Here is a 13,178-nt window from a genome sequence, read left to right on the forward strand (position 1 = left end):
GTCTCCATGCGCCCGCTCAGGACGAGCGGGCACCATTGAACGGCGAGAGGTTTACTTCTTCAGTACCAGCTCGACCGGGGTTTCGATCACGCCGTCCTTGCTGTCGACTTTTTCGCCCTTGATGATTTTCAGTGCGGTTTCGATGCCGAACACCGCCTGGCGGGCAGCGAACTGGTCGGCGGTGGCAAGTACACGACCGTCCTGGAGCATCGGCTTGATGGCGTTGATATTGTCATAGCCCACCACCTGCACCTTGCCGGCCTTGCCCGCCGAACGGACGGCGGAGACCGCGCCCAAGGCCATGCTGTCGTTGCCGGCCAGCAGCGCCTTGAGGTTCGGGTATTCGTTGAGCATCGCCGAGGCCACCGCGTTGCCCTTGTCGATTTCCCAATCGCCGGACTGCACGGAGACGATCTTCATGTCCGCGGCTTTCATCGCATCGGTGAAACCGGCGGTGCGCATCTGGGCGTTGGTGGTGGTGGACACCCCTTCGATGATGCCGACTTCGTCACCGGCTTTCAGTTGCTTGGCCAGGTACTCGCCGACCAGGCGCGCGCCCTTGCGGTTGTCAGGCCCTACGAACGGCACTTCGATGCCTTTGCTTTTCAGCACGCCAGCGTCGAGCTGGTTGTCGATGTTGATGACGACGATCCCGGCATCCTTGGCTTTCTTGATCACCGAGACCATGGCCTTGGAGTCGGCCGGGGCGATCACGATGGCGTTGACCTTGGAGACGATCATCTGGTTGACGATGTCGATCTGCGCGGTGGTGTCGGTTTCGTTCTTGATGCCGTTGGAGATCAGGTCGAAATCGGCGGTGTGGGCTTTCTGGTAATCCTTGGCGCCGTCTTCCATGGTGCGGAAGAACTCGTTGGCGAGGGATTTCATCACCAGGCCGACTTTGGGTTTAGCGGCGGCGTCGGCAGCGAAGGCCTGGGACAGCGGCAGGGTAGCGGAGGCGGCAGCAAGTACGGCGACAGCAAGAAGGCGTCCAGCGAATGGCAACTTCATGGGTTTACTCCGGATCTTATGATTGTTGTGAGCAACGCCAGGAGCGTGACGGGAAATGCGTGTGCACAGCCCTGGAAACGGTTCGCGCAAACGTTTGCGTAATCCAACTATGGGAATATTGCGAGGATTTGTCAACGGTCTGTCACAGCATAGTCGCCCCTCCTACAAACAAGGCCTCCTTGACGAGGTCGGGCGAGGATTTCCCTGGCGGCGGCCCCCAGCCCCCGCCGTCATACTGCGCATCCCACTGTAAAACCTAATAATTTCTTGATTGGCGTGCACCAAATCGCAAAAAGCGTTGTCAGAAGCACCTCATCATTCCCTGACAGTTGCGAAATGGCTTACAGTTAAATACTGTATGCACGTACAGCTAATTAAGGATTGTTCCGTGGCCAACTCAACTTCCGCCTCCGCCCCCCCCAGCACCTACGAACGCATGGGCCTGCGCGTCCAGAAAATCATCAACTCGCCGAACGCGCAAAAAGCCAAGGCCGCCCTGCTCTTTCGGCTGCCGGACGAACCGGTGGACGAGTGGGAGCAACTGCTCGAGGAAATTGCCGAAAACGACAACGTCACGCTGGCCTACCGCGACGACGGTGGCGTGCAGATTTTCTGGGTTGTGCCGAAGGAAGACTGAACCAATGATTGTCCGCTTTATCGCTTTGCTGTGTTTTTTCTGTGTTTTACCGGCCCAGGCCGAGGCGCCCCGCACCTTTGCCGAAGCCAAGAAAGTCGCCTGGAAGCTCTACGCGCGGCAGTCCACGGAGTTTTATTGTGGCTGCAAGTACAACGGCAACCGGGTCGACCTCGCGGCCTGCGGGTATGTGCCGCGCAAGAATGCCAAGCGGGCTGAACGCATCGAGTGGGAACATATTGTCCCGGCCTGGCAGATCGGCCATCAGCGCCAGTGCTGGCAACAGGGCGGACGCAAGAACTGCAGCCAGAACGACGCGACCTACAAAAAGGCCGAGGCCGACCTGCACAACCTGGTGCCGAGCATCGGCGAGGTCAACGGCGACCGCAGCAACTTCAGCTTCGGCTGGTTGCCGGTGCAGAAGGGCCAGTACGGTTCCTGCCTGACCCAGGTCGACTTCAAGGCCAAGAAGGTCATGCCACGCCCGTCGATTCGCGGGATGATCGCGCGGACCTATTTCTACATGAGCAAGCAGTACGGCCTGCGCCTGTCGAGGCAGGACCGTCAGCTGTACGAAGCCTGGAACAAGACCTATCCGGTCCAGGCGTGGGAACGCCAGCGCAACCAGAGCGTGGCCTGCGTCATGGGCCATGGCAACGGCTTTGTCGGGCCGGTGAACCTCAAGGCCTGCGGCTAAGGCTCAGTAGCCCGGCGCCGGCGCAGCGGTATTGGGTGCTGAGCTGTCGGCGGGCGCCTTGTGCTCCACCACCTCGGAATCCATGTTCTGCTTGTCGGCCAGTTGCGCCTTTTTCTGCTCGGCAATTTCCTTGCTCGCGAACGGCCCGGCAATGACCTTGCCGTCATCGAGGATCTTGAACGGATAACCATGCTCGATCAGCCAGGCCGTCCAATCGGTGAGGGCCTTGGTCTTGTCATCCTTGATCAACAGATCCCAACCGCCGACCACCGGCGGCGCCGCCACGACCACCGGCGAAGCCACTTTCGTCGGCTCGACCTTGTTTCCCGAGCCATCACCACAACCGCCCAGCACCACGAGTGCCATCATCACTGCTATTCTGCGCACAAAGCGTCTCCCGTAATGATCAGTTAATGTGATTTTATCACCTTGCAGCCTGTCTTAACCTCGTTCCACTGGCTGTGGCGGTCTTATCAGGCTGAATTACCGACGATTTTCCGACTCTGGGGAATTAAATAGAATGAAATGACGTCTGTAATGAGCCACCCGTTCGAATGCACTTAGCGGTATTCTGTGTGTAAGACCTAAGCCAGGAATGCCTGAGAAAGGCACCTTAGTAACATTCAAGGAGAAAGACATGCTGATACTCACCCGCAAAGTCGGTGAAAGCATCAACATCGGTGACAACATCACGATCACGATTCTGGGCGTTAGCGGCCAGCAAGTCCGGGTGGGCATCAACGCTCCCAAAGACGTTGCCGTGCACCGTGAAGAGATTTACCAGCGTATCCAGGCCGGCCTGTCTGCCGGAGACAAAGAACCAAAGTAACAAGCCCGCTCCCTCGTCAGCCCTGCCATTGGCCGCGGCTGACGAAAGCTCCCCCCTCTCCTCGCTACTGGCTCAACCTCCCCCGTTTTCTCAACTGCCCAGGATCAGACCGCCCGCCGGCAACGGCAGCGCCGTCTTGTAGCGCACCTGCTTGAGGGCAAAACTGGAGCGGATGTTCGCCACCCCCGGCACCTTGGTCAGAAAATCCATCATGAAGCGCTCCAGCGCCTGGATCGTCGGCACCAGCACGCGGATCAGATAGTCCGGGTCCCCGGCCATCAGGTAGCACTCCATCACTTCCGGCCGATCGGCAATCGCCGCCTCGAAATGCTGCAACGCCTCTTCCACCTGTTTTTCCAGGCTGACATGGATAAACACGTTGACGTGCAGGCCGAGCAATTCCGGATCGAGCAAGGTCACCTGCTCGCGAATCAGCCCCAGTTCCTCCATGGCCTTGACCCGGTTGAAGCAGGGCGTGGGCGACAGGTTGACCGAACGGGCGAGGTCGGCGTTGGTGATGCGGGCATTCTCCTGAAGGCTGTTGAGAATCCCGATATCGGTGCGATCCAGTTTGCGCATGAGATAAAAACACCTGCTTTTTATGGTTATGCAGATTTTTTATCTGCAAATCGTCTTGAGCGCAACGAAACAGAGAGAAATATTCTCCCACGACCGGCCTATGATTGTTGTAGGACAAGATTTCCCTTACCCAGGGGATGACTGCCAGCTCGCGCGCCCACTACAAGAAATTCACAAGATAGAGCGTAGAAAGCCATGAACCCAGCGTACGCACCGCTGCGCCTGCACGTTCCTGAACCCTCAGGCCGTCCGGGTTGCAAGACCGACTTCAGTTACCTGCGCCTGACCGATGCCGGCCAGGTCCGCAAACCCCCTATCGACGTCGAACCCGCCGACACCGCCGATTTGGCCAAAGGCCTGATCCGCGTGCTCGACGACCAGGGCCAGGCCCTTGGCCCCTGGGCCGAAGGCGTGCCGGTGGCGATCCTGCGCCAGGGCATGCGCGCCATGCTCAAGACCCGGATCTTCGACACGCGCATGGTGGTTGCCCAGCGCCAGAAAAAAATGTCGTTCTACATGCAGAGCCTCGGCGAGGAAGCCATCGGCAGCGCCCAGGCCCTGGCTTTGAACCTCGACGACATGTGCTTCCCCACCTACCGCCAGCAGAGCATCCTGATGGCCCGGGACGTACCGCTGGTGGACATGATCTGCCAGCTGCTGTCCAACGAGCGCGATCCGCTCAAGGGCCGGCAACTGCCGATCATGTACTCGGTGCGTGACCATGGTTTCTTCACCATTTCCGGCAACCTGGCCACCCAGTTCGTCCAGGCCGTCGGCTGGGGCATGGCGTCGGCGATCAAGGGCGATACCAAGATTGCTTCGGCCTGGATCGGCGACGGCGCCACCGCCGAGTCGGACTTCCACACCGCCCTGACCTTCGCCCACGTCTACCGCGCCCCGGTAATCCTCAACGTGGTCAACAACCAGTGGGCGATCTCCACCTTCCAGGCCATCGCCGGCGGTGAAGCCACCACCTTCGCCGGGCGTGGCGTGGGCTGCGGCATCGCTTCGCTGCGGGTCGACGGCAACGACTTCATCGCCGTCTACGCGGCCTCCGTCTGGGCCGCCGAACGGGCCCGGCGCAACCTCGGGCCGACCCTGATCGAGTGGGTCACCTACCGCGCCGGCCCACACTCCACCTCCGACGATCCATCCAAGTACCGTCCCGCCGACGACTGGAGCCACTTCCCCCTGGGCGACCCGATCCTGCGCCTCAAGCAGCATCTGATCGCCATCGGCCAATGGTCCGAGGAAGAGCACGCGGCCGTCAGCGCCGAACTGGAAGCCGAGATCATTGCCGCGCAGAAGGAAGCCGAACGCTTCGGCACCCTGGCCGGCGGGCAGATGCCCAGCGCCGCGACCATCTTCGAGGACGTCTACAAGGACATGCCCGAGCACTTGCGCCGGCAGCGTCAGGAATTGGGGTTATAAGCCATGAACGATCACAGCAAACTGCAAACGGAGAACGCCGTGGCCACCAGCACCATGACCATGATCCAGGCCCTGCGCTCGGCCATGGATGTGATGCTCGAGCGCGACGACAACGTGGTGGTGTTCGGCCAGGACGTGGGCTACTTCGGCGGCGTGTTCCGCTGCACCGAAGGCCTGCAGGGCAAGTACGGCACCTCGCGGGTGTTTGACGCCCCGATCTCGGAAAGCGGCATCGTCGGCGTCGCCGTCGGCATGGGCGCCTACGGCCTGCGCCCGGTGGCGGAAATCCAGTTCGCCGACTATTTCTACCCCGCCTCCGACCAGATCGTCTCGGAAGCGGCGCGGATACGCTACCGCTCCGCCGGCGAGTTCACCGTACCGATGACCCTGCGCATGCCCTGCGGCGGCGGCATCTATGGCGGCCAGACCCACAGCCAGAGCCCGGAAGCGATGTTCACCCAGGTCTGCGGCCTGCGCACGGTGATGCCGTCCAACCCCTATGACGCCAAGGGCCTGCTGATCGCCGCCATCGAGAACGATGACCCGGTGATCTTTCTTGAGCCCAAGCGCCTGTACAACGGTCCGTTCGACGGCCATCACGAGCGTCCGGTAACGCCCTGGTCCAAGCACCCGGCCAGTGCCGTGCCCGAGGGCTACTACACCGTGCCGCTGGACTGCGCGGCGATTGTCCGCCCCGGCAGCGAAGTGACCATTCTCACCTACGGCACCACCGTCTATGTGGCCCAGGCCGCCGCCGAGGAAACCGGGGTCGACGCCGAAGTCATCGACCTGCGCAGCCTCTGGCCGCTGGACCTGGAAACCATCGTCAATTCCGTGAAGAAAACCCGTCGTTGTGTCGTCGTCCACGAAGCCACCCGCACCTGCGGCTTCGGTGCCGAGCTGATCGCCCTGGTCCAGGAGCATTGCTTCCATTACCTGGAAGCGCCGATCGAGCGCGTCACCGGCTGGGACACGCCTTACCCCCACGCACAGGAATGGGCTTATTTCCCAGGTCCGGTACGGGTCGGTGCGGCCTTGAAACGGGTCATGGAGGTCTGAATGGGTACTCATATCATCAAGATGCCGGACATTGGCGAAGGCATCGCAGAAGTCGAACTGTCCCAGTGGCACGTGCAGGTCGGTGACCTGGTGGTCGAAGACCAGGTGCTGGCGGATGTCATGACCGACAAGGCCATGGTCGATATTCCCTCGCCGGTCCACGGCAAGGTGATTGCCCTGGGCGGTGTTCCCGGTGAAGTCATGGCGGTCGGCAGCGTGCTGATCAGCATTGAAGTGGAAGGCGCCGGCAACCTGCGCGAAGGCACTGAAGCGCCGGCAGCGAAAGCAGCACCTGTGGCCGTCGTGGAAAAGCCGGTTGCCGAAGCTGAAGCACCGAGCAAGCCCGTCGCCAAACCGGCGCCAACCAGCGCCGCAGCGCCTCGCCCAGCCCCGGTGGCCCGTGCCGCCGATGAACGTCCGCTGGCCTCCCCGGCCGTGCGCAAACGCGCCTGGGATGCCGGGATCGAATTGCGTTTTGTCCACGGCAGCGGCCCGGCCGGGCGCATCCTGCACGACGACCTCGACGCTTACCTGGCCCAGAGCGAGCAACCGGCCCCGGCCGTTGCCAGCTATGCCAGGCGCACCGACGAACAGCAGATCCCGGTAATCGGCCTGCGCCGCAAGATCGCCCAGCGCATGCAGGATGCCAAGCGCCGCGCCGCCCACTTCAGCTATGTCGAGGAAGTGGATGTCACTGCCCTCGAAGAGCTGCGGGTGCACCTGAATCACAAGTACGGCGACAGCCGCGGCAAGCTGACCCTGCTGCCGTTCCTGGTGCGGGCGATGGTCGTGGCCCTGCGGGACTTCCCGCAGATCAACGTGCGTTATGACGACGAAGCCCAGGTCATCACCCGCCATGGCGCGGTGCATGTCGGGGTCGCCGCGCAGACCGACGGTGGCCTGATGGTGCCGGTGGTGCGCCACGCCGAGAGCCTCAACCTGTGGGGCACCTCGGACGAGATCAACCGCCTGGCCCAGGCGGCCCGGAGTGGCAAGGCCAGTCGCGATGAAATGTCCGGTTCGACCATCACCCTGACCAGCCTCGGGGCGTTGGGCGGGATTGTCAGCACACCGGTGCTGAACCTGCCGGAAGTGGCCATTGTCGGGGTCAACCGCATTGTCGAGCGGCCCGTGGTCATCAAGGGCCAGATCGTCATCCGCAAGATGATGAACCTGTCCAGCTCCTTCGATCACCGGGTGGTCGACGGCATGGACGCGGCCCAATTCATCCAGGCCATTCGCGGCTTGCTCGAACAACCCGCCAGCCTGTTTGTGGAGTGATCATGCAACAGACCCAAAACACCACCCTGTTGATCATCGGCGGCGGCCCCGGCGGTTATGTCGCGGCCATTCGTGCCGGCCAGTTGGGCATTCCCACCGTGCTGGTGGAAGGCCAGGCGCTGGGCGGCACCTGCCTGAACGTCGGCTGCATTCCGTCCAAGGCGCTGATCCATGTCGCCGAGCAGTTCCATACCACCCAGGGCTACAGTGGCGACACTTCGCCGCTGGGGATCAAGGTGTCGGCACCGACCCTGGATATCGGCAAGAGCGTCGAATGGAAGGACGGGATTGTCGACCGCCTGACCAGCGGCGTCGCGGCATTGCTGAAGAAGAATGGCGTCAAGGTGATCCATGGTTGGGCCAAGGTGATCGACGGCAAGCATGTCGAGGTCGATGGCTTGCGTATCCAGTGCGAACACCTGCTGCTGGCCAGCGGTTCGCAGACGGTGAACCTGCCGATGCTGCCGATTGGCGGGGCGATTATTTCGTCTACCGAAGCGCTGGCTCCGACCTCGATACCCAAGCGCCTGACCGTGGTCGGCGCCGGCTATATCGGCCTGGAGCTGGGGATTGCCTACCGCAAGCTGGGGGCCGAGGTGACGGTCGTGGAAGCTCGCGACCGCATCCTGCCGACCTATGACCGTGAACTGACCCAGCCGGTGGCCGAGTCGATCAAGGCCCTGGGTATTACCGTGCATCTGGGGCATAGCGTCGAAGGTTTCGATGCGACGTCAAACACCCTGTCGGTGCGCGATCCCCAAGGGGAAACTCTGCAACTGGTGACCGACCAGGTGCTGGTAGCCGTGGGACGCAAACCGCGTACCCAGGGCTGGAATCTTGAAGCCCTGGCACTGGAGATGAACGGCGCGGCGATCAAGATCGACAACCGTTGCCAGACCAGCATGCGCAATGTCTGGGCCATCGGCGACCTGACCGGCGAACCGATGCTCGCACACCGGGCCATGGCCCAGGGCGAGATGGTCGCCGAGGTGATTGCCGGCCAGCATCGCGAGTTCAATCCGACGGCGATTGCGGCGGTGTGCTTTACCGATCCGGAGTTGGTGGTGGTCGGTAAGACGCCGGATGAAGCCAAGGCCGCCGGGCTGGATTGCCTGGTGTCGAGCTTCCCGTTTGCGGCCAATGGACGGGCCATGACCCTGGAATCGAAAAGCGGTTTCGTACGGGTGGTGGCGCGGCGTGACAATCATCTGATTGTCGGCTGGCAGGCGGTGGGTGCCGGGGTTTCGGAACTGGCGGCGGCGTTCGGGCAATCCCTGGAAATGGGCGCTTGCCTGGAAGATATCGCCGGGACCATCCATGCCCATCCGACCTTGGGTGAAGCGGTGCAGGAAGCAGCGCTGCGGGCGTTGGGGCATGCGTTGCACCTCTAAACACCGCTGATCCATGGGCTGAACACGGACACTGTGGGAGCGGAGCTTGCCCGCGAATCTCGAGAACACGCGGAGTATCAGATACACCGCGTTATCGTTCTTCGCGGGCAAGCTCCGCTCCCACAAAAACGAGTCCAACATTCCCTAAGTGTTAATCCCGATACCCCGGCGCTACCCGATCCAGCAACCGCAACATCGCCGCCCACGCCAACCCCATGGCATCCGGGTCGCTCAACTGCCCCTCCTCCAGCGGCCGGCCCGGGTCATTGAACTGTCGCTCGGTATGGGCGCACACCGCGTCCGACGGCAACACCAACTCCCCACACGCCTGGGCCGCAATCTGGATCTCGCAGGCCTTCTCCAGGTAATACATGCGGAAAAACGCCTGGGCCACGCTCTCGCCCACCGTCAGCAAACCATGGTTGCGCAACAGCATCACCGACTTGTCCCCCAGGTCCTGCACCAGCCGCGCCTGCTCGTCCAGATCCAGCGCCACGCCCTCATAGTCGTGATAAGCCGTGCGCCCGAAGAACTCCATGGAAATCTGGTTGACCGGTAACAACCCGCACTTGAGCGCCGCCACCGCGCAACCCGCGCGGGTATGAGTGTGCAACACGCACTGCGCATCTTCCCGGGCACCATGAATCGCACTGTGAATCACAAACCCGGCCGGGTTCACCGGATACGGCGAGTCCTCCACCGCCCGCCCATCCAGACCAATCTTCACCAGACTCGACGCAGTGATTTCCTCGAACATCAGCCCATAGGGGTTGATCAGGAAATGATGATCAGGCCCCGGCAAGCGCAGGGAGATATGGGTGAAGATCAGGTCGGTCATGCGAAAGTGCGCGGTCAACCGGTAACAGGCCGCCAGTTGCTCGCGCAATTGACGCTCGATGGCCGCCGGCGCGGCGGCGGTGTGCAGAAGGTCGTTCAAGCGGATCACTCCCTCAGGCAGAATGGATCGAATCAGGCAGCCGGCACGCTCAAAGGCGCCAGGCTGCCTACTTTACTTGCTTGCCCAGGCATTGAAACGTTCTTCAAGCTCTTCGCCGTGATCGTTCCAGAACGCCACGTTCATCGACAACGCGCCCTTGAGGTTCTGCGGTGCCGTCGGCACCCACTTCGCCAGGCTCGGATCCAGCCGCGCGGCCGCCTCGGTATTGGTCGGGCCGTAGGGAATCTGCCGCACATAGTTGATCTGGGCATCGGCCTGGTTGGCAAAAGCAATAAAACGCTTGGCCTGGTCGACGTGTTTCGAGCCCTTGATGATCGCCCAGTAATCCATGCCATACAGGCTCTGCGGCCAGACCAGCGCCAGATGGCTGCCCTGCTGCGCGGCGGCGGCCACGCGACCGCTGTAGGTCGAAGTCATGACCACATCGCCGGCCATCAGCCACTGCGCCGGCTGGGCGCCCGCCTCCCACCACTGGATGTAGGGCTTGAGCTGGTCGAGCTTGGCAAAGGCCCGGTCGACCCCTTTGGGCGTGCTCAACACCGTATACACGTCCTCGGCCTTCACCCCATCCGCCATCAGCGCGAATTCCAGGTTGTACACCGCACGCTTGCGCAGGCCGCGCTTGCCGGGAAAGGTCTTCACATCCCAGAAATCGGCCCAGGAAGTCGGCGGCCGCGCCACCTTGTCGGTGTCGTAGGCGATGGCGACACTCCAGACCAACGCCGCCGAGCCGCACTCCTGGGCGGCGTCGGGGATCAACTGGTCGGCATGGCCGATCTGCTTCCAATCGAGGCGTTCATACATGCCCTCGTCACACCCGCGCATCAAATCCGGTCCTTCGATCTGCACCACATCCCAGTCCACGCTGCCGGTGTCGACCATGACCTTGATCTTGGCCATTTCACCGTTGTATTCGCTCTGGATCAGCTTGCTGCCGTCCTTGGTGCTGAAAGGCTGGAAGAACGCCGTGTCCTGGGCTTTCTGCCCGGCGCCACCATAGCCGACCACCACCATGTCCTGACCGGCCTGGACACTGCCCATGGCCAGCGTCAGGAGCAAAGGATAAAAACCGTACTTGCGGGTGTTCGATTTCATTGATGAGTCCTCGTGCGGTATCGCCCGGGTCCGAAGCACCTGGCGATCCATTTTTTTGTTGTATGAGGTACGCCCGGTCAGCAGGCGTGATTTGAAGCTAACCCAAGGCAAAGTAAAAAAACAAGTTGATTTTTTACTACAGGTAAATTTTCATGGAACAATAATAACAACCGCCCGCGTTCGATCCCGGGCCGCCTGGAGCCTTGCCATGTCGACGTCGACGCACGCCTTTCATCATTTGTTCGAACCCTTGCAGCTGCGTGGCAAGCGCCTGAAGAACCGCATCATGTCCAGCGGACACGACACCTCCATGCCCACCGACAACCTGGTCAACGAACAGTTGATCGCCTATCACCGGGCCCGCGCCGAGGGCGGTGTCGGCCTGATCGTGTTGCAGGTGGCGGGGGTTCACGACAGTGCGCGTTATACCTCCCATGTGCTGATGGCCACCGACGATGCCTGCATCGACGGCTATCGGCGGCTGGCCGAGACCTGTCATGCCCACGGCACCCTGGTGCTGTCGCAGATCTTCCATCCGGGCCGGGAAATCATGGAGTCCAGCGACGGCCTGCTGGCGGTCGCCTACTCGGCGTCCTGCGTGCCCAACGAGCGCTTCCGGGTCATGCCGCGGGCACTGGACCAGGGGATGATCGACGAGATCGTCGCGGGCTATGGAGCGGCGGCGCGGCGCTTGCACCAGGCCGGGATCGACGGCGTGGAAGTGGTCGCCAGTCACGGTTACCTGCCGGCGCAGTTCATCAACCCACGGGTCAATCGACGCACCGACGGCTACAACGGTGAGCTGGAACAGCGCCTGCGTTTCCTTCGGGAAGTGATCGCCGCCGTGCGCGCGGCCACTGACGAGCAGTTCATCATCGGCCTGCGGATTTCCGCCGACGAGCGCGATGCCGAAGGCCTGACCGAGGACGAGTCCCTGGCCGCCGTGGTGCAACTGCAAGGCGAACTGGACTATGTGCATATCGTCGCCGGGACCTCGGCATCCCTCGGTGGCGCGATCCATATCGTCCCGCCGATGGCCATCGAAGCCGCCTATCTGGCGAAGGAAGCCGGCACCTTCAAGGCCAGTCTGTCGATTCCGCTGTTCGTCACCGGGCGGATCAACCAGCCCCAGGAGGCCGAGTTGATCCTGTCCCGTGGCCAGGCCGATGTCTGCGGCATGACCCGGGCGCTGATCTGCGACCCGCAGATGCCGAACAAGACCGATAGCGGCCATAGCGAAGATATTCGCGCCTGTATTGCCTGCAACCAGGCCTGTATCGGACATTTCCACAAGGGCCTGCCGATCAGCTGTATCCAGCACCCGGAAACCGGGCGCGAATTGCAGTACGGGCAGTTGATTGCTACGGCCAAGCGCAAGCGCGTGATGATTGCCGGTGGCGGCCCGGCCGGGATGAAAGCTGCGGCCGTGGCGGCGCAGCGTGGACATGAGGTGACGCTGTACGAGGCCAGTTCGCAGCTGGGCGGCCAGGTGTTGCTGGCGCAATTGCTGCCACGGCGCAGCGAGTTCGGCGGCGCCAGCACCAACCTGCAACGGGAAATGGAACTGGCCGGGGTGCGGGTGGTGCGCAATACCCGGGTCGACCGGGCGCTGGTGGAACGCGAGCAGCCGGATCTGGTGATTGTCGCCACCGGTGCCGAACCTTACTGGCCGGCCTTTGAGCGCGGAGGTGAATTGCAGGTGGTGGATGCCTGGCAGGTGCTGCGTGACGAAGTGAAGATCGGCCGTTCGGTGGTGGTGGTCGACTGGCGTTGCGACTGGATCGGGCCGGGGATTGCCGAGCGTCTGGTGCGGGCCGGGCATCAGGTGCGACTGGCGGTCAACGGCACCCATTGCGGCGAGAGCCTGCCGCTGTATGTGCGCGATCAACTGGCCGGCGAGCTGCACCGCCTGGGCATTCCCATCACGCCGTATGCCCGGCTCTACGGCTGCGACGACAGCACCCTGTACCTGCAACATACCGCCAGCGGCGAGCCGATGTTGTTCGAAGAGGTCGACACCCTGGTGCTGTGCCAGGGGCATCAACCGGTCGATACCCTGGGTGATGAATTGCAGGGCTTGGTGGAGTTCCGCCGGATCGGCGACTGCCTGGCGCCGCGCACGGTGGAGGAAGCGATCTATGAAGGGCTGAAGGTCGCCTGGGAGATCTGACAGTCACATCCTCAGCACTCGCCAAGTGCCTTATACTGCGGCC

General features: G+C 62.3%; 13 protein-coding genes. 8 read left to right on the forward strand and 5 right to left on the reverse strand.

The annotated features are described in order from the left end of the window. Nucleotides 1–51: 51 nt before the first annotated feature. Entirely contained in the window at nucleotides 52–1,011 is a 960-nt protein-coding gene (locus M5C01_RS13900) for a sugar ABC transporter substrate-binding protein (RefSeq protein WP_152739917.1), read from the reverse strand. Nucleotides 1,012–1,369: 358 nt separating this feature from the next. On the opposite strand from M5C01_RS13900, the gene M5C01_RS13905 reads away from it, so the two are divergent. Both M5C01_RS13905 and M5C01_RS13910 read left to right on the forward strand, forming a co-directional pair. After that, the gene (locus M5C01_RS13905; protein ID WP_152739916.1) at nucleotides 1,370–1,648 is read left to right on the forward strand and encodes a DUF1654 domain-containing protein; all 279 of its coding nucleotides are present in this window, start codon (nucleotides 1,370–1,372) and stop codon (nucleotides 1,646–1,648) included. Between the two features lie 4 nt (nucleotides 1,649–1,652). Then, nucleotides 1,653–2,342 carry an endonuclease I family protein gene (locus tag M5C01_RS13910; RefSeq protein ID WP_103496454.1) on the forward strand — a complete coding sequence of 230 codons (690 nt, stop codon included), beginning with the start codon at nucleotides 1,653–1,655 and terminating at the stop codon, nucleotides 2,340–2,342. A gap of 3 nt (nucleotides 2,343–2,345) precedes the next feature. Here M5C01_RS13910 and M5C01_RS13915 read toward each other — a convergent pair whose 3' ends face one another. Continuing rightward, a complete protein-coding gene (locus M5C01_RS13915; RefSeq protein ID WP_247263383.1) occupies nucleotides 2,346–2,729 on the reverse strand; it encodes a hypothetical protein in 384 nt (127 codons plus the stop codon). Between the two features lie 250 nt (nucleotides 2,730–2,979). Between M5C01_RS13915 and csrA the strand changes: the two genes are divergently transcribed. Beyond that, complete coding sequence (gene csrA, locus M5C01_RS13920) at nucleotides 2,980–3,171, forward strand: carbon storage regulator CsrA (protein ID WP_100940160.1); 192 nt, start codon at nucleotides 2,980–2,982, stop codon at nucleotides 3,169–3,171. Between the two features lie 90 nt (nucleotides 3,172–3,261). Here the strand turns inward: csrA and bkdR are convergent, their stop codons facing one another. Then, nucleotides 3,262–3,750 carry a Bkd operon transcriptional regulator BkdR gene (bkdR, locus tag M5C01_RS13925; protein WP_103496452.1) on the reverse strand — a complete coding sequence of 163 codons (489 nt, stop codon included), beginning with the start codon at nucleotides 3,748–3,750 and terminating at the stop codon, nucleotides 3,262–3,264. 195 nt (nucleotides 3,751–3,945) lie between these two features. Here bkdR and M5C01_RS13930 point away from each other — a divergent pair, with 195 nt between their 5' ends. From M5C01_RS13930 to lpdA, 4 genes are read left to right on the forward strand one after another with little or no spacing between them, the layout of a single operon-like run. After that, nucleotides 3,946–5,181 (forward strand): 3-methyl-2-oxobutanoate dehydrogenase (2-methylpropanoyl-transferring) subunit alpha, encoded by a 1,236-nt coding sequence (locus tag M5C01_RS13930; protein WP_103496451.1) that lies wholly within the window; start codon nucleotides 3,946–3,948, stop codon nucleotides 5,179–5,181. Between the two features lie 3 nt (nucleotides 5,182–5,184). Then, nucleotides 5,185–6,240: an alpha-ketoacid dehydrogenase subunit beta gene (locus M5C01_RS13935; protein WP_100940157.1), complete on the forward strand. Its 1,056-nt coding sequence runs from the start codon at nucleotides 5,185–5,187 to the stop codon at nucleotides 6,238–6,240. Continuing rightward, nucleotides 6,241–7,521, forward strand: a complete 1,281-nt coding sequence (locus M5C01_RS13940) for a dihydrolipoamide acetyltransferase family protein (protein WP_152739915.1) — start codon at nucleotides 6,241–6,243, stop codon at nucleotides 7,519–7,521. Nucleotides 7,522–7,523: 2 nt separating this feature from the next. Then, complete coding sequence (gene lpdA, locus M5C01_RS13945; protein ID WP_152739914.1) at nucleotides 7,524–8,912, forward strand: dihydrolipoyl dehydrogenase; 1,389 nt, start codon at nucleotides 7,524–7,526, stop codon at nucleotides 8,910–8,912. 151 nt (nucleotides 8,913–9,063) lie between these two features. Here lpdA and M5C01_RS13950 read toward each other — a convergent pair whose 3' ends face one another. Then, nucleotides 9,064–9,849 (reverse strand): class II aldolase/adducin family protein, encoded by a 786-nt coding sequence (locus M5C01_RS13950; protein WP_152739913.1) that lies wholly within the window; start codon nucleotides 9,847–9,849, stop codon nucleotides 9,064–9,066. Nucleotides 9,850–9,921: 72 nt separating this feature from the next. After that, the gene (locus M5C01_RS13955) at nucleotides 9,922–10,965 is read right to left on the reverse strand and encodes an ABC transporter substrate-binding protein (protein ID WP_152739912.1); all 1,044 of its coding nucleotides are present in this window, start codon (nucleotides 10,963–10,965) and stop codon (nucleotides 9,922–9,924) included. Nucleotides 10,966–11,173: 208 nt separating this feature from the next. Between M5C01_RS13955 and M5C01_RS13960 the strand changes: the two genes are divergently transcribed. Next, nucleotides 11,174–13,135: an FAD-dependent oxidoreductase gene (locus M5C01_RS13960; RefSeq protein WP_152739911.1), complete on the forward strand. Its 1,962-nt coding sequence runs from the start codon at nucleotides 11,174–11,176 to the stop codon at nucleotides 13,133–13,135. The last annotated feature ends 43 nt before the right edge of the window (nucleotides 13,136–13,178 follow it).

Origin of the sequence: Pseudomonas sp. MWU12-2319 (genome assembly GCF_023242525.1) — a bacterium.
Classification (GTDB): domain Bacteria; phylum Pseudomonadota; class Gammaproteobacteria; order Pseudomonadales; family Pseudomonadaceae; genus Aquipseudomonas; species Aquipseudomonas gingeri_D.

Bases quoted from the DNA above. Each gene is read 5' to 3' on its own strand.
- M5C01_RS13900 (WP_152739917.1), bottom strand. From the start codon at position 1,011: ATGAAGTTGCCATTCGCTGGACGCCTTCTTGCTGTCGCCGTACTTGCT.
- M5C01_RS13905 (WP_152739916.1), top strand. From the start codon at position 1,370: ATGCACGTACAGCTAATTAAGGATTGTTCCGTGGCCAACTCAACTTCC.
- M5C01_RS13910 (WP_103496454.1), top strand. From the start codon at position 1,653: ATGATTGTCCGCTTTATCGCTTTGCTGTGTTTTTTCTGTGTTTTACCG.
- csrA (WP_100940160.1), top strand. From the start codon at position 2,980: ATGCTGATACTCACCCGCAAAGTCGGTGAAAGCATCAACATCGGTGAC.
- bkdR (WP_103496452.1), bottom strand. From the start codon at position 3,750: ATGCGCAAACTGGATCGCACCGATATCGGGATTCTCAACAGCCTTCAG.
- M5C01_RS13930 (WP_103496451.1), top strand. From the start codon at position 3,946: ATGAACCCAGCGTACGCACCGCTGCGCCTGCACGTTCCTGAACCCTCA.
- M5C01_RS13935 (WP_100940157.1), top strand. From the start codon at position 5,185: ATGAACGATCACAGCAAACTGCAAACGGAGAACGCCGTGGCCACCAGC.
- M5C01_RS13940 (WP_152739915.1), top strand. From the start codon at position 6,241: ATGGGTACTCATATCATCAAGATGCCGGACATTGGCGAAGGCATCGCA.
- lpdA (WP_152739914.1), top strand. From the start codon at position 7,524: ATGCAACAGACCCAAAACACCACCCTGTTGATCATCGGCGGCGGCCCC.
- M5C01_RS13955 (WP_152739912.1), bottom strand. From the start codon at position 10,965: ATGAAATCGAACACCCGCAAGTACGGTTTTTATCCTTTGCTCCTGACG.
- M5C01_RS13960 (WP_152739911.1), top strand. From the start codon at position 11,174: ATGTCGACGTCGACGCACGCCTTTCATCATTTGTTCGAACCCTTGCAG.